The following is a 23,542-nucleotide window of genomic DNA, read 5'->3' on the forward strand; positions in this document are numbered from 1 at the left end:
CGCCGCGATCTGGCACAACAACGAAACCGGCGCACCCGTCACCCGGTCACTGATCGCCTACGACCACTGACCGGAATTCGGAACAACTCGTCTAGGCGTCGCCGTTGCGCAGATGAGCGAGGGGGAGCAGGGCTTGGCGGCCGGGCTCACGGCACCCACCGTGACCTGCACGATCACGATGAGAAACGGCTCAAGGATCAGCGGCCTCCGTCGCGCTCGGCGATCAGGCGCTTCGGCGCCTGGTGACGCCATGCCTTCTCGACCAGGCTCCTGATGCGGTCCTCGGAGACATTACCGAGCTGAACCTGCAGTCCGAGGAAACTTTTCCTCACGTCCTGACGTCGGACAGCCTCGTAGGTGGCGGGGTCGGCCGCCGCCGCGTCGTTCGCCTCCTGCTCGCTGACGCAGAACACGGCCGTTGTCTCGCCTTTCCCCATGCCGAGGAAGGTCCGGTCCCGAACTTTCCAGACGGGGACGTGGAACCGGAAGTGGCTGGTCTCTTCGACCTCAGGCAATGCCGTGGCCCAACGCCGGATGTCGTCGGTGGTAGTCACGCATGCACCATACGCCCACGTGCTGACCTGGAGCTTCGCCCTCATCGGTCTCCGGCCACCCGCACCCCGCCGCGACCAGCATGATCACGATGAAACGGCTCAAGACAAATGGGCCGACGATCACGGGTCCTTGCGTACCGCGGTACCGAACGAGGAAACGGGTTGCCGAGGCGCGAAGTTGCAGCTGATTTGCGCCTTGCGCGCACGTGATGCGGTTGCACAGACGAAGTATTGTGGACGGCTAGGAGGTTGCCACCCTACGAACCCATAGGGCTCGGGTCCACGACCTTCAGCGACCCAGATCATCAAACTAGGGCGACTGGGGGTAGTTGGGCGGTGGGTTCGACCGAACTGACCCTGGCGATCCTGAGTGCAGCACTGGCCGCGGCCGGGGTGTGGATCGCGCTTCGACAGTTGCAGGCGTCCGATTCCGACCTCGCGAGACTCGCGAGGTACCGAACCGCCATGGCGCTGTCACGAGAGCACTATTTAGATCTGACAGATGCCGCCCTTGAGTTCCACGCTAAGCAATTGACGCGCTCCGGGGCGTTGAGTGCCGCTGCCTCTTCGAGGGAGCTCGGCTTGATTGCGCTGCCGGAGTGGATCCCGACTGCTCCGGTGCCCCTCGAGTCGTCACGCATCGCGCTCAGATATGTCCAGGCTACGCCGCCTCGCGGGCCTGCCTTTGATCACATTCTGCCCAGGCTGCGGACGAGCGGCAATTCGTTGAGCGCCACAATGCAGGCCGAGGCGGCGGAACGTCATAAGTTGCTCTTCGACAACCCCACCTATTTTCTTGCGGCGGCGAACAAGGTTGGCCACAGTCTCACGTTCGAGTTTGCACTCGGCTCGTACTTCGGCTTCATAGACGCAAATAAGGCATTGGCGCTTGAATTCGCGACGGCTGCCCGCGTGGTACCGGGCGGAGTCGAGGTGAAGACCTCAGAGCTGGTCGTGCGGCGAGCGATCGGCGCTCCCACGGAACTAGGAAACTTCCCGCACTATGCCGCCGTGAGTACGGTGACCATCGTGCACGATCCGGGAGTCCCAGGTTCCGCAACGTTCTATATCCTCAAGAGGAGTCAGAACCTGGCGATGTCCGAGGGCTTGACTGGGGTGGTGCCGGGCGGCATGTTGCAGCCGAACTCCGTTCACCCTGCCGCAGCTCAGGGTGATCTTTCCCTGATTCGGAACATAGAACGCGAGTTTGGGGAAGAGCTGTTGGGTCTGGACACGCACCAGCAACCAGGACCGCGCCTTGTGGACTACGACGCGGAGTCGCCATTCCGAGAGATCGACAACATGATTCAGCGCGGGGTTGCCCAGTTGGCGCTGCTGGGTTTCGGGCTGGATCCGCTGACTCACGTTGCCGAGTTCATGACGGCGTTTGTCGTCTCGAAACAGGACTTCGAAGACGTCTTCAGGCCAGGATTCATCGATACTGGCTCGGAGGGCATGGTCCCTACGGCGGACGGATGGTCGGGTCTTCCGTTTCCCGACGGTATTGAGCTGGTGCTGGCGAGGGAGCCGCTCGGTGCGTGTGCCCGCGCCTGCCTTGTCCTTGCCAGAAGACACGCAACTCAACTGCTGCAGTCGGCAAGTCCGGTGGTGGACGGGATCGCTGATGGGGATTGAGGACTTCTACCGGGGCCGTATCGTGCTCGTAACTGGCGGCGCTGGCGCAATAGGATCGGTCCTCGCGAGGCAGCTGAGTGACCTGGGAGCCGCGAGGGTCATTGTCCTGGACGACCTCAGCGCATCATTCTTATGGCGGATACCGGACCGTCGGAATGTACTGTTCGTTCCGGGTTCTGTAGTGTCCGACGAGGACCTTCATCGCGTCTTCTCCGAGGGTCCGTCGGTGGTCTTTCACCTGGCGGCTCTCTTTGCGAATCAGAATTCTGTCGACTATCCCCGCAGGGATCTGGAAGTCAATGGCCTTGGCACGCTCAAGGTTCTGCAATACTCCCGCCTTGCCAGGATTGAGCGATTCGTCTTCGCGTCATCGAGCTGCTCGGTCTACGGGGTAAATGCGGAGCCACCCCTCTCCGAAGATCGAGTGTCAATCTCGCCCACCACGCCGTATCAGGCCACCAAGTTGCTCGGCGAGCTGTATTGCAACTACTTCTCCCACGAGTATTCGCTCCCATGCGTCCGGCTTCGCCTCTTCAGCAATTACGGCCCTGGCGACGTGCCGGGCCAGTATCGGAATGTCATTCCAAACTTTATATACTGGGCAATGAAGGGTGAGGCATTGCCCGTCAATGGTGATGGCAGTTCTAGTCGCGATTTCGTGTATGTTGACGACCTGGCTCGTGGGCTGCTTCTCGCCGGCTCAGTCGATGAAGCGGTCGGTCAGGCGTTCAATCTAGGATCCGGTCGAGAGACGCGCATCATTGATTTGGCCAATGCGGTGAACGCGGCCGTCGGAAATACGGGCGGTGTGCGTCTCATCCCGCAGCGGTCGTGGGATAAGCGGAGGATGGCCGCTGATCCCACATTGTCACGACGCGTACTCGGTTTCCATGCCGCGACGGACATCGAAGCTGGACTCGCGCGGACGGTCAGTTGGTTTCGGGAGAATCTCGACCTGATCGAGTCGAGTTCAACCTTCAGTCCCGGCATCTCTTCCGCGCACCGCCAGCGGTGACGCGAGCCTCGGTGCCCCGGCGTCCGCCCGGTACCGCTCAGCGGCGCTGGTTGTCGAGCATCTCGTTGAGGTGCAGCGCCGTGGTGATGAGCGCCAGGTGGCTGAACGCCTGCGGGAAGTTGCCGATCTGCTCACCGGTGAGGGCGATCTCCTCCGCGTACAACCGCAGGTTGCTGCTGAAGGTGAACATCTTCTCGAAGGTGAGCCGGGCGTCGTCGAGCCGGCCGGCGCCGGCGAGCGCCGAGACGTACCAGAACGTGCACATGTTGAAGGTGCCCTCGTCGCCGGGCAGCCCGTCGGGCGCGGCGGCCGGGTCGTACCGGTGCACCAGGCTGTCCGAGACCAGCTCCTCCTCGATGGCGCGCAGCGTCGACCGCCAGAGCGGGTCGGTGGGGGTGATGAAGTTGACCGCCGGCATGATGAGCAGCGCCGCGTCGAGGACGCTCTCCCCGTAGCTCTGCACGAAGGAACGGCGGATCGGGTGGTAGCCGCGCTCCATGATCTGGTTGTAGACGGTGTCGCGCTGCTCGGCCCAGCGGTAGACGTCGGCCGGCCGGCCGTGCCGGGCGGCGAGGCGGATCGCCCGGTCGAAGGCGACCCAGGACATCATCCGGCCGTACGTGTAGTCGCGGGGATGGTGGCGGCTCTCCCAGATGCCCGCGTCGGGCTGGTCCCAGTTGCGGCAGAGCCAGTCGACGAGCCGGACCGTGCTGCGCCAGACCTGGTGCGAGGGCCGGATGCCCTGCTGGTCGGCGAGGTGCATGGCGTAGAGGGCCTCGCCGTGGATGTCGAGTTGCAGTTGGTCGGCCGCGCCGTTGCCGATCCGCACCGGGCCGGAGCCGCGGTAGCCCTCGAAGTGTTCGAGCACCTCCTCGTGCAGGTCGGAGGAGCCGTCCACCCGGTACATGATCTTCAGCGGGGCGGCGCTGTCGCCCGCCTCGCGGATGCGCTCGTCCAGCCAGTCCACGTACCGGCTGGCCTCCTCGGTGAAGCCGAGGCCGAGCAGCGCGTGCACCGAGAAGGAGGTGTCCCGGATCCAGGTGTAGCGGTAGTCCCAGTTGCGGGTGCCGCCGATCTGCTCGGGCAGCGAGGCGGTCGGCGCGGCGATCATCGCGCCGGTCGGGGCGTACGTCATGAGCTTGAGGGTGATCGCGGACCGTTCCACCATCTCCCGCCAGCGTCCGCCGTAGGTGGAGCGGTCCAGCCAGCGGCGCCAGAAGTCGAGGGTCCGCTCGAACATCGCCTCGACCTCTTCGGCCGCCATGATCCGGGGACCCCGGACGGAGGCGGTCTCCAGCACGACGCCGCCGGTCTCGCCCTCCTCGAGGGTGACCCGACCGACCAGGTCCTGACCGTTCTCGACGTCGCGCTCCCGGAACAGCTTCGGCACCGGGCGGACCGGGTTGAGCGTCAGGCTCAGCGACGGGCTGCGGAAGACGTACCCCTCGGGGTGCACCTCCAGCTCGTGGTGCTCTCGGCCGTAGTTGAACCGCGGCCGGCACTCCAGCTTGAAGGGCATGCTGCCGCGGATCATCCGGACCAGCCGGACCAGGCGATGCTGGTCGGTGGGGCGGTCCCCGGCGATCGGCATCCAGTCGATGATCTCGGCGACCCCGTCCGCGCTGATGAAGCGGGTGATCAGGATCGGCGTGTCGGGCTGGTAGAGCTGTTTGGTCACGTAGCGCACGCCGTCGGGGGAGATCCGGAAGTAGCCGCCCCGGACCCGGTCCAGCAGCGCCGCGAAGATGCTGGGGGAGTCGAAGCGCGGTGCGCAGAACCAGTCGATGGTGCCGTCGCACGTGACGAGGGCAGCCGTCTGGAGGTCACCGATGAGCCCGTGGTCCTCGATGGCGGGATAGTCGTCCACGCCGCCCTCCCCACGTCACCTGTTTCCGTTCGGACGGTAGACGGGCGGGGCGGGCGCGGGACGGCGGAGCGGGGACGATCACCCGTCGGGGGTATCCCGGCGCGACGGTGCCGGCCGGCGGGGCGCGGCACGCATCGCGCTCGACGGCACCGCCGCCCGGCGCGCCGCGCGTCGCGCTCGACGACACCGGCCGCCCCGCCGCCAGGGACGGGTCAGGCGTCGACCTCGATCACCTCGTCCGGGGCCCGTCGGGGGGTGGCCGGCGGCTCGCCGTCGGGCGCCCAGCCGACCCGGATCACCAGGTAGGGCGTACCGACCCCGGCGAGCAGGTCGCGCAGCACCTGGCGGGGCCAGGCCAGCTCGATGGCGTCGCTGATCGGCGCGGTGGCCAGCCCGTCGGCGGTGGCGGTGAGCAGCAGCGCGGACAGCGCCTCGCCGCCGCGCAGCCAGGCCGCCGGATCGTCGCGCTCGCCGAAGAGGATCAGGTACGCGGCGCCCCGATCGAAGCCGTCGCCGGCGCTCAGCCCGGCCGTACCGCCCGGCACGTGGTCGCGTACCGGCACCCGGCGGGGTGCGGGCCGCACGGCGGTGGCGCTGGGCACACCGTCGCCGTACTCGGCCGGCCGGTCGGTCCACCGGCGCAGCTCCGCCCGGTACGCCGGATCGGCCAGCTCGGCGTCGGCGGCCCGGGCGGTGGTCACGGCGAGCATCGGCATCTGGTCGTCCCGGACAAGGTGCAGGTAGGACTCCTCGGCCCCGACCGCGGCGCGCAGCCGGGACAGCAGCGCCGCCGGCACCGGCCGGTCCGAGTAGGCCCGGCGGTCGGTGTGCCGGCGGGTGATGGCCTCGACCAGCCGGCCGGCGGTGAGGTCCAGGTCGGCCGGGCCGGTGACGCGCAGCCGGGCCAGCAGCGCCGGGTCGGCCGGGTCGGGCAGCCGGGTGACGGTCACCGCCCAGCCGGCCGCGGCCAGCATCACCCGGGCGTGGTGCAGCGCGGCGCCGCAGCTCAGGGTGAGCAGCCGGCCGTCCGGGTCGATGGTGGCCAGCCGCCGGTCGGGGTCGGCGCGCAGCTCGAGGGCGTCGGAGGTGATCCGCCAGCGCCAGGGCTGGGTGTTGAACACCGACGGCGCGTGCCGGGCCTGCCGGGCCGCGGCCTCCAGCACCCGTACCACGGGGGTCTGCTCGGTCCAGGTCGATGGCCGGCTCATGGTGGCCTCCTCGTTGCTCGTCCCCTTCGACCCTGCCCCGGCGGCGGGACGGGGGGACAGGGCCGGAGGGCCCGCGGCGGCGGGCCGGGCGGCCCGCGCCCACTCGGCGGGGCGGGCGGTCCGCGCCCACTCGGCGGGGCGGGCGGTCCGCGCCCACTCGGCGGGGCGGGCGGTCCGCGCCCACTCGGCGGGCGGGCGGCCCGCGCTCAGTCGGCGGAGGGCGGGGCCGGCGGCATCGCGAGGGCCAGGGTGAGGGCGAGCACCGTCGCGGGTTCGTGCAGCCGGTCGCCGTAGAGCTCGCGCAGCTTGCCCATCCGGTAGCGGACGGTCTGCGGGTGCACGAACAGCTCCGCGGCCACGTCGTCGCGGCGGCCCTGGTGCAGCAGCCAGGACCGCAGCGTCTCGGCCAGCCGGTGCGCGGTGGCCGGGGGAAGCGCGGCCAGCGGGCGCAGCGCCTGGGCCCGCAGGTCGGCGAGCGCCTCCGGGTCCAGGCTGAGCAGCAGCTCGGCGAGGTGTTCCTCGGTGTCGACCGGCGCGTCGTCCGGCTGGCCCAGGCCGAGGGCCAGTACCCGGGTGGCCCGCTGGTAGGAGGCGGCGACCCGGTGCCAGGGGCGCGCCGGCCCGAGCACCGCCCGGTGCCCGTGCAGCAGCCGGGCGAGCTGGCGGCGCCGGCCGCCGTGCATGTCCGGCACCAGCAGTACGGCCAGCTCCTCGGCCGGGTCCATCCCGGGCAGGTCCTCGCCGCTCTCCAGGGTGTGCGGGCTGAGCAGGGCGAGCACGGCGCGCAGGTTCCGCCGGGGCAGCAGCACCACGGTGAGCGTCTGCGGCTGCGGCCAGTCGGCCCGCTCGGCGCCCCGGCGCAGGATCTCCTCCGGCTCCCCGGCCAGCAGCTGCTGGGTGAGTCGCTCCAGGTAGCGGCGCCGCACCCGCCCGGCGCTGGCCAGCTCGTCGGCGTGCCCGGCCACGCTGGCCGCGGAGAGCTCGTCGATGTACGCGAACATCAGCTCGGCGAACTCGGCCACCGTCCCGGCGGACAGCCCGCTGCGTACCGTGGTGGTGGAGACCTCCCGCCAGGCCACCCGAGCCCCGACCCGGTACGCGGCCAGCAGCGCGTCCATGCTCCGGCCGGAGCGCGCCTCCCCGCTGCCCAGCGAGTACGCGGCCTCCAGCGCGGGGGTCAGCGGGGTGCTCGGGTCGGTGGGCTGGGCGCCCTCGATGAGCTGGAGGAACGTGCCGAGGGCGATGCGGACGGCGTTCTCGATCTTCTCCCGCATGGTGCCGGTGAGCGCGCCGGAGTAGTCGGGCACCTCGGCGGTGATCGCGGTGACCGTCCGCTCGGCCACCAGCGGCAGCCGGCCCCGCAGCAGGCCGGCCACCTGCTCGTCCAGTTCGAGGCGGGCGGCGCGGTGGGGCATCCCGGGCTCGTCCGACATCTTGTTCTCCCCGAACAAAAACCTACGACTGTTTCACCTTTGCCGGTCAAGATGTTATGCGATCACGCGGTCACGCTGGTCATATGACCACAACTGTCCCGCGCCGCCCCCAGAAGGCCTCCTTCCGGACCAGGCTGTTGCGGCTGGCCGAGACGGTGACCACCCCGTTGCTGCCAGAGGACTACCTCGATCTCGTCGCGCCGCTGCGTTCCGGCGCCGCGCTGCGCGGCCGGATCGTGGCCGTGCGCCCAGAGACCCGGGACGCGGCCACCGTGGTGATCCAGCCCGGCCGGGGCTGGCGGGGCCACCTGCCCGGACAGTACGTCCGCCTGGGCGTGGACGTCGACGGGGTGCGGCAGTGGCGGGCGTACTCGCTGACCTCGGTGCCGGCCAGCCGGGACGGCCGGATCACCGTCACCGTCAAGGCCATCCCGGACGGCAAGGTCAGCAACCACCTGGTCCGCCGGGTACGCCCCGGCACGATCGTCCAGCTCGACCAGGCGCAGGGCGACTTCACGCTGCCCGCGGCGGCCCCCGAGCGGGTGCTCTTCCTGACCGCGGGCAGCGGGATCACCCCGGTCATGGCGATGCTCCGGGCCGGCCTGGCGGACCGCGCCGACGTGGTGCTGGTGCACTCCGCGCCCACCCGCGACGACGTCATCTTCGGCGCCGAGCTGCGGGCGCTGGCCGAGTCGGGCGGGCTGCGGCTGGTCGAGCGGCACACCGACGTCGAGGGCGTCCTCGGCGTGGACGAGTTGGCCGCGCTGGTGCCGGACCACCTCGACCGGGAGGCCTGGGCCTGCGGACCGGTCGGCATGCTCGACGCGGTCGAGGGGTACTGGTCGGCGAACGGGCTCGCCGACCGGCTGCACACCGAGCGGTTCCGGCCCACCGTGATCTCGCCGGGGGAGGGCGGCACCGTGACGTTCACCGGCAGCGGCGTGACCGTCGAGGCGGACGGCGCCACCCCGATCCTCGACGCCGGCGAGAACGCCGGGGTGCTGATGCCGTCCGGCTGCCGGATGGGGATCTGCTTCGGCTGTGTGGTCCCGCTGCGCCAGGGAGCCGTCCGCGACCTGCGCAACGGTGACCTCACCACCGCCGTCCCCGGCGACGGCGTGCTCGTCCAGACCTGCGTGTCGGCGGCCGCCGGTACCTGCGACATCGAACTCTGACAGGAGGCCACCCGACGTGACCGTGATCCAGAACAAGGCCGACAACCCGATCGCCCACCTGAGCGCCGAGGACATCGAGATCATCGGCAAGGAGCTGGACGCGATCCGGGACCGGGTGATCGCCGACCGGGGCGAGCGGGATGCCCGCTACATCCGCAAGGTGATCAAGACCCAGCGGACCCTGGAGTTGAGCAGCCGGGTGGTGCTGCTGTTCTCGCTCTTCCCGCCGGCCTGGATCGTCGGCACGGCCGGGCTTACCGTCGCCAAGATCCTCGACAACATGGAGATCGGGCACAACGTCCTGCACGGGCAGTGGGACTGGATGCGCGACCCGAAGATCCACTCGACCAGCTGGGAGTGGGACCACGTCTCGCCGGCCGAGCAGTGGAAGCAGTCGCACAACGAGCTGCACCACCGGTACACCAACGTGGTCGGCAAGGACAACGACCTCGGGTACGGCATCATGCGGGTCGACGAGGACCAGCCGTGGAAGGCGGCCTACCTCGGTCAGCCGCTGTACAACCTGATCAACGCCTGCTTCTTCGAGTACGGCATCGCCGCGTACGACCTGGAGTTGAGGGACAACCTCAAGAACGGTGGGCACAAGGACCCGGCGTTCCGGGCCCGGGCGAAGGCGGTCGGCCGCAAGATCCGGCGCCAGGTACTCAAGGACTACGTGGTGCACCCGCTGCTGTCCGGTCCGGGCTTCCTCACCACGCTGGCCGCCACCTTCACCGCGAACCTGATCCGCAACCTGTGGAGCCACTCGGTGATCATGTGCGGGCACTTCCCGAACGGGGTGGAGACCTTCGCGAAGAACTCCATCGAGGGCGAGACCAAGGGCGAGTGGTACCTGCGGCAGATGCTCGGCTCGGCCAACATCAGCGGCAGCCGGCTGCTGCACATCATGACCGGCAACCTGTCGTACCAGATCGAGCACCACCTCTTCCCCGACCTGCCCAGCAACCGCTACCAGGAGATCGCCCCGCAGGTCCGGGCGCTGTTCGACCGGTACGGGCTGAAGTACACCACCGGCCCGCTGCCCAAGCAGGTCGCGTCCGCCTGGTGGAAGGTGATCCGGCTGTCCCTGCCGAACCGGCGCCGCAAGGAGAGCCAGTCGCTGGCCCCGGCGCCGCTGGCCTCTGCCGGCGCCTGACCCCGCCGCCACGACGGTCCTGGGCGGTCCCGCTCGCCGCGGCTGCCCAGGACCGCGCGGGAAAAGCGGTGGGCGGCGCCGCCCCGCCGCGCTAGCCTCGACCCATGCACACCAGGCGTCGCAGCACCGCCGCGGCCGCGCGAGCTTCCCGCTCGCCGGTTGCCGCCGCCTGACCTGCTCTTTTCCCGCCGGCGACCGGAAACGGTCCGCCGGCGTCGTGCTGTCCAGGCCACCGCCGGCCCGGCGGACCCTTCCGGTCGCGCCGAACCCGGAAGGCCCACGCCATGACACCCGACGAGATCGTCCGCACCTTCCTCGACCACTACCACCGGCTCGACCATCGGGACGCGCCGGAGAGTTCGCTGATCCCGCCGCCCGGTGATCCGGTGCTCTTCACCACCTCCGGCATGCACCCGCTCACCCCGTACCTGCTGGGCCGCCCCCATCCCGGTGGCCGACGCCTGGTCAACGTGCAGCGCTGCCTGCGCACCACCGACCTGGACGAGGTGGGCGACCGTATCCACCTGACCGTCTTCGACATGCTCGGCTCCTGGTCGCTGGGCGACTACGACATCGCGACCAGCCTCCGCTGGGGTCACCAGCTGCTCACCGCGGGCTTCGGCATCGACCCCGGCCGGCTGCACGCCACCGTCTTCGGCGGCAACGACCAGCTCGGCCCGGACGAGACCGCGTGGCGGACCTGGACCGAGCTGGGCGTACCGGTCGAGGCGAACGACGCGGAAAACTGGTGGTCGAACGGACCGACGGGCCCATGCGGGCCCGACTCGGAGATCTTCCTGTGGACCGGGGACGGGCCGCCGGCCGGCACCCCCGGCACCGACGGACGGTGGATGGAGATCTGGAACCACGTCCAGCTGCGCCACCACCGGCACGAGGACGGCCGGCTCACCCCGCTGCCGCTGTCCAGCATCGACACCGGAATGGGCCTGGAACGCCTCGAGCTGGTGCTCACCGGCGGCCGGGACGTCTACCAGGGCGAGCGGCTGCGCCCGTGGGTGGCGGCGGTCCGCGACCGCTGGTCGCTGGGTGAGACGGAGCTGCGCGTCGTCGTCGACCACCTGCGCTCCGCGGTGGTCGTGCTCGCCGACGGGGTACGCCCCGGCAACACCGGCCGCGGCTACGTGCTGCGCCGGCTGCTGCGCCGGGCGCTCACCACGCTGTGGCGCGACGACCCGTCGCGCAGCCTCGCCGAGCTGCCCGACGACCCGTTCCGGGACACCGGCCGGTGGTTCCGGCAGCAGCCCGACGTCGCGCGGCTGCGCGCGGTCGTCGCGGACGAGGAGCGCCGGTTCCGGGGACTGCTGGAGCGGGGCCGCCCGCTGGTCGACCGGGTCCGGGCGCGCGGACCGCTGACCGAGCGGGACTACCACTGGCTGCACGACACCCACGGCCTGCCCCGGGACCTGGTCGACGGCCTGCTGGACGTGGCCACCGTCGAGCCGTAGCGGCGACCCGCCCCGCCCCACCGGCCCGCGCCAACCCCCCGCCGCTGGTCGGCGGGCGGCTGCCCCGACCGCGGCTGGTCGTGCCTCTCACTGGGTGGGTGGCCCCGACATGCGGCAGGTCGTGCTCTCCCCTGGGAGGCTGGCCCCGACATGCGGCAGGTCGTGCTCTCCCCTGGGTGGGTAGCCGCGACATGCGGCAGATCGTGGTGTCCCTGGGTGGGTGGCCGCGACATGCGGCAGGTCGTGGTGTCGGCGGTGCCGGTGGTCCCGAGATGCGGTAGGTCGTGGTGTCGGCGGTGCCGGTTGCGGCGATTTGCGGCACGTCGTGGTGTCGGGTGGGTCGGTAGCGGGGAAGGCGAGGGTCGGGGGCGGCGGTTACGGCCGGCCCCTCGTCCGGGGCGTCAGGGTCGCGGCGGCGGGCGCGGTGAGCGCTACGGGCGGCGGGTCAGGCGCCACCACAGGGACGGGTCCGCGGTGGTGGCGGCGGCGCGCAGCTCGACGCTCCGGCCCGCCGCCTCGACCGAGCCGACGCCCTGGCCGGCGGTGACCTCGGCACCCGGAGCGGCGGTCGAGACCCGTACCGGCACCGCCAGTCCGGGCCAGCCGATCACCTTCAGCGCCTCCGCCGGGCCCACCGGGGCGGTGGCGCCCCACGCGGTCCGCACCTCACCGGCCGGACCCGCGGCGAGCAGGGTGTACTCCTTGACCGTGCGGCGCACCGCCACGAGCAGCCGGCGGACCACCGTGTTGACCGCGGCGAGTTGCTCGGGAGTGTCGGTGCCGGGCTGGTTGAACACCGCGCCGACCACGATCAGCGTACGGGCGCCGACCTTGAGCCGGGCGGCGAAGACGAGGTTGCCACCCGCCTCGTCCGTCGAGCCGGTCTTGATGCCGAAGACGCCCTCGACGCCGAGCAGGTCGTTGTAGTTGCGGATCCGTCCGGCGACCGGGATGGTGGCCTCGGGCAGCTCGACGATGGCGGCGAAGACCGGCATCGCGAGCGCGGCCCGGGCGAGGGCGACCTGGTCGGCCGCCGTGCTGACGGTGCTCGGCAGGAAGCCGCTCGGGTCCGTGTAACGGGTGTCGGTGAGGCCCAGTTCCTCGGCGGCGGCGTTCATCTTGTCGACGAAGGCGGCCTCGCTGCCGGCGTCCCAGACCGCCAGCTGGTGGGCGATGTTGTTCGCCGACGGGAGCATCAGGGCTTCCAGCGCGTCCCGCTCGGTGAGCCGTTCCCCGGCCACGACCGGCACCAGCGACTGCCCGCTGGGAATCCGCGCCCGGTAGTCGGCCACGTCCGCGGCCGTCACAGTCAGGGTCGGGCCCTGCTCATCCCCGCTGAGCGGGTGCTCCTTGAGGATGACGTACGCGGTCATCACCTTGGCCACGCTGCCGATCGGCTGGGCCGGGCCGCCCCCCGACCCGCCGAGCCGGCCCAGGCCCTCGACCATCAGCTCCGCGGAGCCGCTCTTCGGCCAGGGCAGGGCCGGCGCTCGGCCCGGCACGCGCAGGGTGGCGGCGATCGAGGTGGTGACGGTGGCGGTGGGAAGGTCCCGGGTGAGTTGTACGGCGACACCCGAGCCGAGCAGCGCGGCCAGCACGAGGATCAGGACGAGGGGGAGTACCCGCCGACGCCGCTTCGCGGGCTGGGCAGCCGGGCCGGGCGCACCGGCGGCGAACGGTGGTCCGCCGGGGGCGGTGCCGTCGACGGGCGGAATACCGGCCCGGCCGGCGCCGGGGCGACCTGCCCCGGCCGGCGTTGCCCGACCTGCGCCGGCCGTCGGGACCGGCGTTGCCCGACCTGCTCCGGCGCTCGGGTCCGGCGTTGCCCGACCTGCGCCGGCGCTCGGGTCCGGCGTTGCCCGACCTGCCGGTCGGGGCTGCGGGTGCGGTGCCGCGGGTGGTGGCGGCCCGACCGGTCGGCCGTACACCTGGCCGCCGGGGCTGGCCGGGCCGCCCGCGTTCGGCTCCGGCGGGCCGTCCACGCGGCGGCCGTAGACGGCGCCGGACGGTCGCGGCGCTGCGGCGGCCTCCCGCCGGTCGATGCCGTCGGTCGTCGGCCGGTCCGGCCCCTCGCCGTCGGCCGGCCATCTCGCCTGCGGCATGCCCGCGCCCTTCTCCCCGTCCCCGAAATGCCAGGTAGAACCTAGCAACCGAGCGCCGGCCGTGGTCGCCGGCCGGATCGCCGTCCAGCCGGGGGAGTGAGCGGCGGGCCCGGCCGGGGGCGCGGTGCGGTGGCAGCCGGGGTGGGCCGGTGTCAGACTCGGCAGCGGGGACCGCCGCACCGAGGGACGTGGACGCATGGGCTACGAGGTCAGGCCGGACCAGGAGACGATCACGCTGGTCGGCGCCCGGGTCACCGTCGTGGATGCCGCCGTGCTGCTCAGCGCCGCCGAGGCCGGCCCGGTCGAGCTGCTCGGCGGCACCGACTTCCCCGCCCCGGTCCGCGAGGTGCGCAGCACCGTGCGCGCCGCCGACGGGCTGCACCGCTTCGAGGCGTACCTGCGGGTCGACGGGCCGGGCTCGACGGTCGGGCTGCTCGCGCTGGGGCTGGCCGGGCCGGTGGGGCTGCTGCTCGCCCAGCGGCTGGCCGCGCGTACCGGGGACGGGCTGGCCGCCGGCGTCGGCCGGATGGCCGCGGAGGCCGGCCGGCGGTTGGGGCTGCGCCCCACCGACACCGCGCTCGCCGAGCCGCCCCGCGACCGGGCCGGCCAGGAGGTGCTGCGCACCGCCGAGAAGCTGGGACTGCGCCCGAAGGTCAGCCAGGACGGTGGCGCGCTGACCGTACGCGCCGCCGTGCCCAGCGCCGAGGTGACCCCCGCACACCTGCACGCCATGCTCGGGGTGGTGCTGCAGACCGTACGCGAGCTGGCCGGTGACGGACCCGAGCCGGCGGTGCTGCGCGGCCGGTCGTACACCGTGGGCGGGAGCGTGGCCGCCGCGGCGCCGGCCAGCAGCGCGGCGGTGACCCTCGACCAGGTCGGCGGCCTGGCCGACGTGGTGGCCCGGTTCCGCGAGGTCGCGGTGTCGTTCCGGCACCCGCAGGTGATGGCCCGCTGGGGCGCCCGCCGCCCGCAGGGCATCCTGCTGTACGGGCCGCCCGGCACCGGCAAGACCATGCTGGCCCGGGCCCTCGCCAACGAGGTCGGCGCGGACTTCGTGGAGATCCGCACCCCGGAGATCCTGGACAAGTACCTCGGCGGCTCGGAACGCAACATCAAGCGGATCTTCCGGGAGGCGCGCCGCTACCGGCGGCCCACCGTGATGCTCTTCGACGAGTTCGACAGCATCATCAGCTACGCGGGGGCCGGTGGGGACGCCGCCAGCCAGGCGGTCAACGCGGTCGCCGGCATCTTCAAGCAGGAGATGAACACCCTGTTCGAGGAGAACCCGAACGTGATCGTGGTGGCCACCACCAACTTCCCGCAGCGGGTGGACGCCTCGCTGATCCGTTCCGGGCGCTTCGACCTCAAGATCGCCATCCCGGCGCCGGACGAGGCCGGCCGTGCCGAGATCATCGCCAAGATGATCCGCGAGCTGATCGACCGGCACGAGCGCTCCGGATTCCGGATGTTCGCCGCCGACGTCGACCCGGTGGCGCTGGCCGCGGAGACCGCCGGGCTCACCGGCGCCGACCTGCGCGAGGTGCTGCGCCGGGTGCAACTCGCCAAGGCGATGCGGGAGGCGACGGTGGGTGCGCCGGCCGCGCCGATCAGCCAGGATGAGCTGCGGGAGGCCGTCGCGGGGCTGCGCCGCGGCTGACGACGGCCCACGGAAGGAGCACCGTGTCGTCGTCCACCCTGCTGTCCCGTCGTGATCTGGCGTTCCTGCTCTACGACTGGCTCGACGTGACCCGGCTGACCGACCGGCCCCGCTACGCCGAGCACTCGCGGGACACCTTCGACGCCGTGCTGGACCTCTCCGCCCAGGTCGCTGCCGAGCACTTCGCCACCCACAACAAGGCCGCCGACGCCACCGAACCCACCGTCGACGGTGGCCGGGTGCGGATCATCCCGCAGGTCAAGGCGGCCCTGGACGTGTTCGCCCAGACCGGTCTGCTGTCGGCCACCATGGACGAGGCGGTCGGCGGGATGCAGTTGCCGCACGCCGTGGCCGAAGCCTGCTTCGCCTGGTTCCACGCCGCCAACGTGGGCACCGCCGCGTACCCGCTCCTCACCCGGGGCAACGCCAACCTGCTGCTCACCCACGGCAGCGCCGAGCAGATCGACACCTGGGTCCGGCCGATGGTCGAGGGCCGGTTCTTCGGCACCATGTGCCTGTCCGAGCCGCAGGCCGGCAGCTCGCTGGCCGACATCACCACCCGGGCCACCCCGCAGGACGACGGCACCTACCGGCTTGCCGGCACCAAGATGTGGATCTCCGGCGGGGACCATGAGCTGGCCCAGAACATCGTGCACCTGGTGCTGGCCCGGATCCCCGGCGGGCCGCCCGGGGTGAAGGGCATCTCGCTGTTCATCGTGCCGAAGGTGCTGCTCGACGAGGACGGCAGGCTCGGACCGCGCAACGACGTGGTGCTGATCGGCCTCAACCACAAGCTGGGCTACCGCGGCACCACCAACACCCTGCTCAACTTCGGCGAGGGCGTGCACCGGCCGTACGGGCGGGCCGGGGCGGTCGGCTACCTGGTCGGCGAGCCGCACCAGGGGCTCGCGCAGATGTTCCACATGATGAACGAGGCGCGCATCGGGGTGGGGGCCGGCGCCACCGCCCTCGGCTACACCGGCTACCTGAAGTCCCTCGGCTACGCCCGGCAGCGCCCGCAGGGCCGGCCGGTCGCCGACAAGGACCCCACCGCGCCGCAGGTGCCGATCATCGCGCACCCCGACGTACGCCGGATGCTGCTGGCCCAGAAGAGCTACGTGGAGGGCGCGCTCGCGTTGATCCTCTACTGCGGACGGCTGCTCGACGAGGAGAAGACCGCGCCCGCCGAGGCCGACCGGACCCGCGCCCGCCTGCTGCTGGACCTGCTCACCCCGGTCGCCAAGAGCTGGCCGTCGCAGTGGTGCCTGGCCGCCAACGACCTGGCCATCCAGGTACACGGCGGCTACGGCTACACCCGCGACTACGACGTCGAGCAGCACTGGCGGGACAACCGGCTCAACCCGATCCACGAGGGGACGCACGGCATCCAGGCCCTCGACCTGCTCGGCCGCAAGGTCACCATGCGCGGCGGGGCCGGCCTGGAACTGCTGCTGGAGACGATCCGGGCCACGGTGACCCGGGCCTGGAAGGCCGAGGGTTTCGCCGCCGAGCTGGCCGCGCCGCTCGGTACGGCCGTGGACCGGATCGCCCTGGTGACCCGCCGGCTGCACGGCACCGGCGACCCCGAGCTGACCCTGGCCAACGCCAGCCTCTACCTGGAGGCGGTCGGGCATGTGGTGATCGCGTGGATGTGGCTGGAGCAGGTGCTCGCGGTGGAGGCGCTGGGCTCGCCGGAGGGCGCGGAAGGGGAGTTCCTGGCGGGCAAGCGGCAGGCGGCGCGGTACTTCTTCCGGTACGAGCTGCCGAAGACGGTGGTGCAGTTCGACCTGCTGGACAGCCTGGACCGGACCACGCTGGACACCCGGGAGGACTGGTTCTGACCGCGCCGCTGACCGGCGACGGCGGTGGACTCCCGTCGCGCAGCCGGTCTGCACCGTCGTCGAGATGCCGGGCGGGAGACGTCACGTCCGCCGCAGCGGCAGAGGTCGGGCGCTCGACAGAGGTGGCAGGCAGAGAATAATGGCGGGATGTCGACCGAGGCGCACCTGCAGATGATCCAGGCCGTCGTCAGCCGGCTGGCCACGCAGTCCACCACCGTCAAGGGTTGGTGCGTGACCGTCACCGCCGCGGTGCTCGGTTTCGGCGTCACGACCACCACCCCGGTCGCCGTGTTGATCGCGGGTTACGTCATCGCGGCCTTCGCCATGCTGGACAGCTACTACCTGGCGCTGGAGCGCGCCTATCGAACCCTCTACAACCGGGCCGTGGCGGGCGGAGTCCCACCGTGGACGCTGACCATCGAGCGGATCGCCCTGCGCGATGTCGCGGCTGCTTTTCGCAGCCCGGCGGTTGTCCTGCTCTACGGCGCCTCTCTCCTCGCCGCCCTGGGTGTCGGTGGCTTCCTGCTGAGCAGGTAGCGGCGCTCCGGCCTCGGCTCCGCTCGGTCGGATTTCCGACGCAGCGCCGGGGCGGTCGTTCCGCCGTGGTACCTCTGGGCATTCACCCAGACGCCGTAGCCCTGACGGATTGTGTGGTACGCCCCTCGCTGGAGGCCATAGTGGCGGCTCCCGAAGACCGGACGGCCGACGATATCCGAGACCAGGAGGATGTGGCGCCACCGGTGCGCGTCCTGATCTCGTACGCGCACGGCGACCCGGCGCACGAGGAGGACGTCCGCCGGTTGTGGACGCTGCTGCGCGCCGAGGGCGTCGACGCGCGGCTGGATGTGGCGGCGGCGAGCCAGCGCCAGTTCTGGCCGCAGTGGATGTCGGAGCAGATCCGCCTCGCCCGCCTCGTCATCGTGGTCGGCACCCTGACGTACCGGGAGCGTGCGGAGGGGCGGACCACGGGGCCGGTCGGACGCGGAGTGCGCTGGGAGGCGCGACAACTTCAGGAACTGCTCTACGCCGACGTGGAAGAAGGCACCCGGAAGATAGTTCCGGTCCTCCTTCCCGGTGGCGAGGAGACCGATCTGCCGGACTGGCTGCACCCGATGGGTGGCACGACGTACCGGATCGCCACGCTGAGCCCATCCGGCGTTGAGGAACTGCTGCGGCTGCTCACGAATCAGCCGTTGGACAGCGATCCGCCCCTGGGCACGGTGCGACCCCTGCCGCCGCGGCCGCGCACCGCCTCGCGAGCCGAGAGCACGGACCACGGCGCGGCGGTGCCGTCGCCGCTGCGATCCCAGCTTCTTGTCGAGGCCAGCCTGGCCGACGACGTGCTGTCCTGCACAGTGTCGTTGGCCGGCTCGCCGGTCTGCACCCGGCAGAGCCGCATCTCCTCGGAGGTCTGGCAGGTCTGGCAGGGTCTGCAGGCGGGACCGCAGGTGGCCGCCCAGCGGATGTACGCCGTCGGCCAGTCGCTGGCCCAGGCGGTATTCGACTAGGACGGGCAGCGCCTGGTCGCGGACCTGGTCAGCCGGTTACGACCGGGCGACTGGGTCGAGGTGGTGCTGAGCGCGGCGGACGGCGCACTGATGCTGCCCATCGAGTTGCTGCGGCTTGCCGGCACAGATGCCGAGGACCTCGGGCCACTTGGCCTCATCGCGGGGGTTTCCGTGCGGCGCCAGGTGGCACCCGCCCCCAAGCCGCCGAGGCACCGGCTCGGTCGCCCGTTCAAGGTGCTGGCGGCGGTGGCCGCGCCGGACGAGGACGGGAGCACGAACGCGCCCCTGGATGTCGAGGCGGAGATGCAGGCCGTGCTGGACGCGGTCAGCGATCCCACCGCGGAGCACGGTGGCGAGGTGCAGATCCTCGAAGTCGCCTCGTTGCGGCAGATCAGCGAGGCGTTGGCCAAGGACGACTACCACGTACTGCACCTGTCCGCGCACGGCTCACCGCAGTCCGTGGAACTGGAGGACGAGGACGGTCGCCCGGCCCAGGTGGGCACCCGGCAGCTCATCGAGGCGCTGCGGGATGCCGGCAAGGCGGTGCCGCTGATCGTCCTCTCGTCCTGCTCGGGAGCGGCGGGCAGCGCGGACGCGATGGCGGCCGGGCTGGTACGCGCCGGCGCCGATCGGGTGATGGCCATGCAGGCCCCGATCAGCGACGCCTACGCGACCGCACTGCTGGCCCAGCTCTACCAGGAACTCGCCACCCGGCCCACGCAGCCCGTGGCCGCCGCGCTGGCCCGCGCCCGCCGACGCGCTGAGCGGCAGTTCCGGGACGATCCGCCCCGGCTACCCGAGTTCGCGGTGCCGACGATCCTCTCCGCCGCGGACGACCCGGCGCTGGTCGACCTCGACCTGCCCGCAACGCCCCTGCGCGGTATCCGGATCATGCCCACCGGCACGTCGGTACGTGAACTCTCGGTCGGGCAGCTGATCGGACGGCGACGCCAGTTGCGGGAGGCCACCGCCGCGCTACGTCGTGCCGCCGAGGCGAGGGAGACGAACGGCACGATCGCCGGCGTGCAGATCATCGGAGCGGGCGGAATCGGCAAGACCGCGATCGCCGGCCGAGTGACGGCTCGCCTGCGTGGTGACGGTGCTCTCGTCGCCGTCCACGAGGGCCGGTGGAACCCGACCGCCCTGCTGGCCTCGGTCGCTCAGGCCGTCCAGGACGTACCCGCCCTGGCCGGGGCCGCACAACTGTTGCGGTCCGATGCCATCGAGGACACCGTCAAGGCCGATCTTGTCCGGCAGCTGCTCGGCCATGTGCCGCTGCTGCTGGTCTTCGACGATTTCGAACAGAACCTCACCCCCGGAGGTGCGGCATTCATCGACCCAGCCTTCGACGACCTGTTCACCGACTGGTGTGACGGGGCTGAGGTGGGGGCCATCCTCGTCACCTGCCGCTACCCGTTGCCGGACGATGACCGCTACCTCGTCCGTATCCCGGTGCCACCGCTGTCGCCGGCGGAACTGCGCCGCCTGCTCCTGCGCCTGCCCGCGCTGCGCAGCCTGCCGCCGGACGAGGTCCGGCTGTTGCTCAGGGTCATCGGCGGGCACCCCCGTCTCATCGAATACATCGACGCCCTGGTCCGCGGCAAACCCGCCCAGATGCGAAGCGTGCAGCGCAAGCTGCGCGAGCTGGCCCGCCAGGAGGGGGTCGACCTACGCCGGCCGCGCCCCTTGGACCAGGCGGTCAACGCCGCCCTGCTCCTCGGCAGCGCCGACATCCTGCTGGACGAGTTGCTCGGGCTGCTCACCGACGACCAGCGGGCGGTACTCCTGCAACTCTCCGTCGCACGCGCCCCCATCGATATGGACGATCTTGCGTTCGTGATGAGCCCGGTGGGCGCCGAGCCGGCGAGCCGGCCGGAGCTGACGCATACCGTCGAGCGCCTCACCGATCTTGCCCTGCTCACCCCCGGCCCGGAAATTCTGATCCACCCGTTCACCGCTGAGATTCTCGTTCAGCAGTTCGGGCGCGTACAGCCTGATCTCCAGGAGAGGGCTCTGGCAATGCGAACGCGGCGATTCGAGCAAGGGAAGGCGGACTACGCGGATCTGCTGGAAGTGCCGCGCCACCTCGCCGCCCTGGGCCGCTACGAAGAGGTCGCGGCGATAGCCGAGATGGCCAACCGCATGATGCCCGGCAGGTTGGCGGTCGGTGCTTATCTGGCCGAAGTTCGCCCGCTCATTCCCGAATCGGAACCGAGCTGGTGCAGGGTGGTGAAATTGGAGTTCGAGGCGGTTCGCGACAGCGGTAACCTCACGACCGCCCGTGACCTGCTGGAACGAATGCGCCGGGTGGTCCAGCGCGGAGTTGACGAGCAGCCGTCGAGCCCGGAGTGGCAGGAGGCGTTTTCGCTCCTGTTGGTCGACCTCGGCGATACCGCCACCGCGGCCGGCAACCTGACCGAAGCGTCAGCTCACTACGAGAAGGCGTTGACCTACGCCGAGGAATGGAACCAGGGTCGGGACAACAGCCGCTGGTGGCGGCACCGGCCGGGACTCATTCACGGCCGCCTCGGCAATGTGGCGTTGGCCGCCGGGGACCTGCCGGCCGCGCGGGCGCACTACCAGGCCGCGTTGACGATCGCCGAGCTGCTGGTTGCCGCGGACCCGGACGATATCGGCTGGCAGCGCGGGCTCTCCGTCAACCGCAACAAGTTGGGGGACGTGGCGGTGGCGGCCGGGGATCTGGAGCTGGCCCGCGGGCATTACCAGGCGGCTCTGGAGATCCGGCAGCGGTTGGCGGCGGCGGATCCGAGCAACACCGAGTGGCGGCGCGACCTGTCGATCAGCCGCGAGAAGCTGGGCGACGTGGCGATGGTGGCCGGGGATCTGGGGCTGGCCCGCGGGCATTACCAGGCGGCTCTGGAGATCCGGCAGCGGTTGGCGGCGGCGGATCCGAGCAACACTGGGTGGCGGCGGGACCTGTCGGTCGGCCTCAACAAGTTGGGGGACATGGCGCGAGCGGCCGATGACCTTGGCGCGGCGCGAGGGCATTACGAGGCCGGTCTGGAGATCGCGGAGCGGTTGGCGGCGGCGGATCCCAGCAACGCCGAGTGGCAGCGGGACCTGTCGATCAGCCGTGACAAGTTGGGGGACATGGCGCGAGCGGCCGGGGACCTCGGTGCGGCTCGGGGACACTACCAAGCTGGTCTGGAGATCGCGGAGCGGTTGGCGGCGGCGGATCCCAGCAACACCGAGTGGCAGCGGGACCTGTCGATCAGCCGCAACAAACTGGGGGACGTGGCCGTGGCGGTCGGGGACCTGGGGGCGGCGCACGGGCACTACCAGGCCGCCCTGGAGATTCGGCAGCGGCTGACGGCGGCGGATCCGAGCAACACCGGCTGGCAGCGGGATCTGTCGGTCAGCCGTAACAAGTTGGGCGACGTGGCGCAGGCGGCGGGGGAGCCGGAGGCGGCGCGGGGGCACTACCGGGCGGCTCTGGAGATCGCGGAGCGGTTGGCGGCGGCGGATCCGACCCACACCGGCTGGCAGCGGGACCTGTCGGTCAGCCGTACCAAGTTGGGCGATGCGGCGGTGGCGGCCGGGGATCTGGGCGCGGCCCGGGCGCATCACCAGGCCGGTCTGGAGATCGCGGAGCGGTTGGCGGCGGCGGATCCGAGCAACCGCGAGTGGCAGCGGGACCTGTCGATCAGTCGCAACAAACTGGGCGACGTGGCCGTGGCCGCCGGGAACCTGGAGCTGGCTCGGGCGCACTACCGGGCCGCTCTGGAGATCCGGCAGCGGTTGGCGGCGGCGGATCCGCGCAACACCGAGTGGCAGCGGGACCTGTCGGTCAGCCGCGACAAGTTGGGGGACATGGCGCGAGCGGCGGGGGATCTGGCGGCCGCGCGAGGCCATTACGAGGCTGGCCTGGAGATCGCGGAGCGGTTGGCGGCGGCGGACCCGAGTAACCGCGAGTGGCAGCGGGACCTGTCGGTCAGCCGTAACAGGTTGGGCGATGTGGCCGGGATGGCGGGAGAACTGGAGGCGGCGCGGGGGCATTACCAGGCGGCTCTGGAGATCGCGGAGCGGTTGGCGGCGGCCGACCCGAGCAACACCAGATGGCAGCGGGACCTGTCGATCAGCCGTAACAAACTGGGCGATGTGGCCGTGGCCGCCGGGAACCTGGAGCTGGCTCGGGCGCATTACCAGGCGGCTCTGGAGATTCGCCAGCGGTTGGCGGCGGCGGATCCCAGCAACACGGAGTGGCAGCGGGACCTGTCGGTCAGCCGCGACAAGTTGGGCGATGTGGCGAGAGCGGCCGGGGACCCGGCGGCGGCACGCATGCACCACCAGGCCGGTCTGGAGATCGCCGAGCGGTTGGCGGCGGCGGATCCCAGCAACACGGAGTGGCAGCGGGACCTGTCGATCAGCCGTAACAAGTTGGGCGATGCGGCGGAGGCCGCGGGGGAACCGGAGGTGGCGCGGGGGCACTACCAGGCGGCTCTGGAGATCGCGGAGCGGTTGGCGGCGACGGACCCGAGCAACACCGACTGGCAGCGGGACCTGTCGGTCAGCCGTAACAGGTTGGGCGACGTGGCCGGGATGGCGGGAGATCTGGAGGTGGCGCGGGGGCATTACCGGGTGGCTCTGGAGATCGCGGAGCGGTTGGCGGCGACGGATCCCAGCAACACCGAGTGGCAGCGGGACCTGTCGATCAGCCGTAACAAGTTGGGCGACGTGGCGCAGGCGGCGGGGGAGCCGGAGGCGGCGCGGGGGCACTACCGGGCGGCTCTGGAGATCGCGGAGCGGTTGGCGGCGACGGACCCGAGCAACACCGAGTGGCAGCGGGACCTGTCGATCTGCCAGGAGCGGCTGACGTCATTACCGCGGCCGGACCACCCGGCACCGCAGTGAGGTCCGATCGACCGGCGAACGGCGGGCCACGCCGAACTGCGCACCTCCACGGG

At 71.4% G+C, this 23,542-nt stretch carries 15 protein-coding genes; 10 read left to right on the plus strand and 5 right to left on the minus strand.

The window, feature by feature from the left end:
- Positions 1–197: 197 nt before the first annotated feature.
- Positions 198–554, minus strand: coding sequence for an MmcQ/YjbR family DNA-binding protein (locus tag AB0I11_RS26250; RefSeq protein WP_357325898.1), 357 nt, complete (start codon positions 552–554; stop codon positions 198–200).
- Positions 555–890: 336 nt separating this feature from the next.
- Here AB0I11_RS26250 and AB0I11_RS26255 point away from each other — a divergent pair, with 336 nt between their 5' ends.
- Together AB0I11_RS26255 and AB0I11_RS26260 are read left to right on the plus strand one after the other, a co-directional pair.
- Positions 891–2,189, plus strand: a complete 1,299-nt coding sequence (locus AB0I11_RS26255; RefSeq protein ID WP_357325901.1) for a hypothetical protein — start codon at positions 891–893, stop codon at positions 2,187–2,189.
- The gene (locus AB0I11_RS26260) at positions 2,179–3,204 is read left to right on the plus strand and encodes an NAD-dependent epimerase/dehydratase family protein (RefSeq protein ID WP_357325904.1); all 1,026 of its coding nucleotides are present in this window, start codon (positions 2,179–2,181) and stop codon (positions 3,202–3,204) included. Before AB0I11_RS26255 ends, AB0I11_RS26260 begins: the two co-directional genes overlap by 11 nt.
- Positions 3,205–3,241: 37 nt before the next feature.
- On the opposite strand, the gene AB0I11_RS26265 is transcribed toward AB0I11_RS26260, so the two are convergent.
- The 3 genes from AB0I11_RS26265 to AB0I11_RS26275 all read right to left on the minus strand — a co-directional run bounded on the left by AB0I11_RS26265 (position 3,242) and on the right by AB0I11_RS26275 (position 7,712).
- Positions 3,242–5,071 carry a glycoside hydrolase family 15 protein gene (locus AB0I11_RS26265; RefSeq protein WP_357325907.1) on the minus strand — a complete coding sequence of 610 codons (1,830 nt, stop codon included), beginning with the start codon at positions 5,069–5,071 and terminating at the stop codon, positions 3,242–3,244.
- 212 nt (positions 5,072–5,283) lie between these two features.
- Positions 5,284–6,279, minus strand: a complete 996-nt coding sequence (locus tag AB0I11_RS26270; RefSeq protein ID WP_357325909.1) for a nitroreductase — start codon at positions 6,277–6,279, stop codon at positions 5,284–5,286.
- Between the two features lie 206 nt (positions 6,280–6,485).
- Positions 6,486–7,712 carry a helix-turn-helix domain-containing protein gene (locus AB0I11_RS26275; protein WP_357325912.1) on the minus strand — a complete coding sequence of 409 codons (1,227 nt, stop codon included), beginning with the start codon at positions 7,710–7,712 and terminating at the stop codon, positions 6,486–6,488.
- Between the two features lie 83 nt (positions 7,713–7,795).
- Between AB0I11_RS26275 and AB0I11_RS26280 the strand changes: the two genes are divergently transcribed.
- From AB0I11_RS26280 to AB0I11_RS26290, 3 genes are all read left to right on the plus strand, one after another.
- Positions 7,796–8,887, plus strand: a complete 1,092-nt coding sequence (locus AB0I11_RS26280; protein ID WP_357325915.1) for a ferredoxin reductase — start codon at positions 7,796–7,798, stop codon at positions 8,885–8,887.
- Between the two features lie 16 nt (positions 8,888–8,903).
- On the plus strand, positions 8,904–10,043 hold the full coding sequence (locus AB0I11_RS26285; RefSeq protein ID WP_357325918.1) for an acyl-CoA desaturase: 1,140 nt from the start codon (positions 8,904–8,906) through the stop codon (positions 10,041–10,043).
- A gap of 284 nt (positions 10,044–10,327) precedes the next feature.
- Positions 10,328–11,509 (plus strand): alanine--tRNA ligase-related protein, encoded by a 1,182-nt coding sequence (locus AB0I11_RS26290; protein ID WP_357325921.1) that lies wholly within the window; start codon positions 10,328–10,330, stop codon positions 11,507–11,509.
- A gap of 431 nt (positions 11,510–11,940) precedes the next feature.
- Here the strand turns inward: AB0I11_RS26290 and AB0I11_RS26295 are convergent, their stop codons facing one another.
- Positions 11,941–13,107, minus strand: a complete 1,167-nt coding sequence (locus AB0I11_RS26295; RefSeq protein ID WP_357325924.1) for a D-alanyl-D-alanine carboxypeptidase — start codon at positions 13,105–13,107, stop codon at positions 11,941–11,943.
- A gap of 700 nt (positions 13,108–13,807) precedes the next feature.
- On the opposite strand from AB0I11_RS26295, the gene AB0I11_RS26300 reads away from it, so the two are divergent.
- From AB0I11_RS26300 to AB0I11_RS26320, 5 genes are all read left to right on the plus strand, one after another.
- Positions 13,808–15,268 carry an ATP-binding protein gene (locus AB0I11_RS26300; protein ID WP_357325927.1) on the plus strand — a complete coding sequence of 487 codons (1,461 nt, stop codon included), beginning with the start codon at positions 13,808–13,810 and terminating at the stop codon, positions 15,266–15,268.
- 23 nt (positions 15,269–15,291) lie between these two features.
- Positions 15,292–17,109, plus strand: coding sequence for an acyl-CoA dehydrogenase (locus tag AB0I11_RS26305; protein ID WP_357325930.1), 1,818 nt, complete (start codon positions 15,292–15,294; stop codon positions 17,107–17,109).
- A gap of 147 nt (positions 17,110–17,256) precedes the next feature.
- On the plus strand, positions 17,257–17,646 hold the full coding sequence (locus tag AB0I11_RS26310) for a hypothetical protein (protein WP_357325933.1): 390 nt from the start codon (positions 17,257–17,259) through the stop codon (positions 17,644–17,646).
- A gap of 203 nt (positions 17,647–17,849) precedes the next feature.
- Complete coding sequence (locus AB0I11_RS26315; RefSeq protein WP_357325936.1) at positions 17,850–18,617, plus strand: toll/interleukin-1 receptor domain-containing protein; 768 nt, start codon at positions 17,850–17,852, stop codon at positions 18,615–18,617.
- 24 nt (positions 18,618–18,641) lie between these two features.
- Positions 18,642–23,489, plus strand: a complete 4,848-nt coding sequence (locus AB0I11_RS26320) for a tetratricopeptide repeat protein (protein ID WP_357326067.1) — start codon at positions 18,642–18,644, stop codon at positions 23,487–23,489.
- Positions 23,490–23,542 lie beyond the last annotated feature (53 nt).

It is taken from the genome of Micromonospora sp. NPDC050495 (assembly GCF_040655175.1).
In the GTDB taxonomy this organism is placed as follows: domain Bacteria; phylum Actinomycetota; class Actinomycetes; order Mycobacteriales; family Micromonosporaceae; genus Micromonospora.

Bases quoted from the DNA above. Each gene is read 5' to 3' on its own strand.
- AB0I11_RS26270 (WP_357325909.1), bottom strand. From the start codon at position 6,279: ATGAGCCGGCCATCGACCTGGACCGAGCAGACCCCCGTGGTACGGGTG.
- AB0I11_RS26310 (WP_357325933.1), top strand. From the start codon at position 17,257: ATGTCGACCGAGGCGCACCTGCAGATGATCCAGGCCGTCGTCAGCCGG.
- AB0I11_RS26275 (WP_357325912.1), bottom strand. From the start codon at position 7,712: ATGTCGGACGAGCCCGGGATGCCCCACCGCGCCGCCCGCCTCGAACTG.
- AB0I11_RS26260 (WP_357325904.1), top strand. From the start codon at position 2,179: ATGGGGATTGAGGACTTCTACCGGGGCCGTATCGTGCTCGTAACTGGC.
- AB0I11_RS26300 (WP_357325927.1), top strand. From the start codon at position 13,808: ATGGGCTACGAGGTCAGGCCGGACCAGGAGACGATCACGCTGGTCGGC.
- AB0I11_RS26280 (WP_357325915.1), top strand. From the start codon at position 7,796: ATGACCACAACTGTCCCGCGCCGCCCCCAGAAGGCCTCCTTCCGGACC.
- AB0I11_RS26290 (WP_357325921.1), top strand. From the start codon at position 10,328: ATGACACCCGACGAGATCGTCCGCACCTTCCTCGACCACTACCACCGG.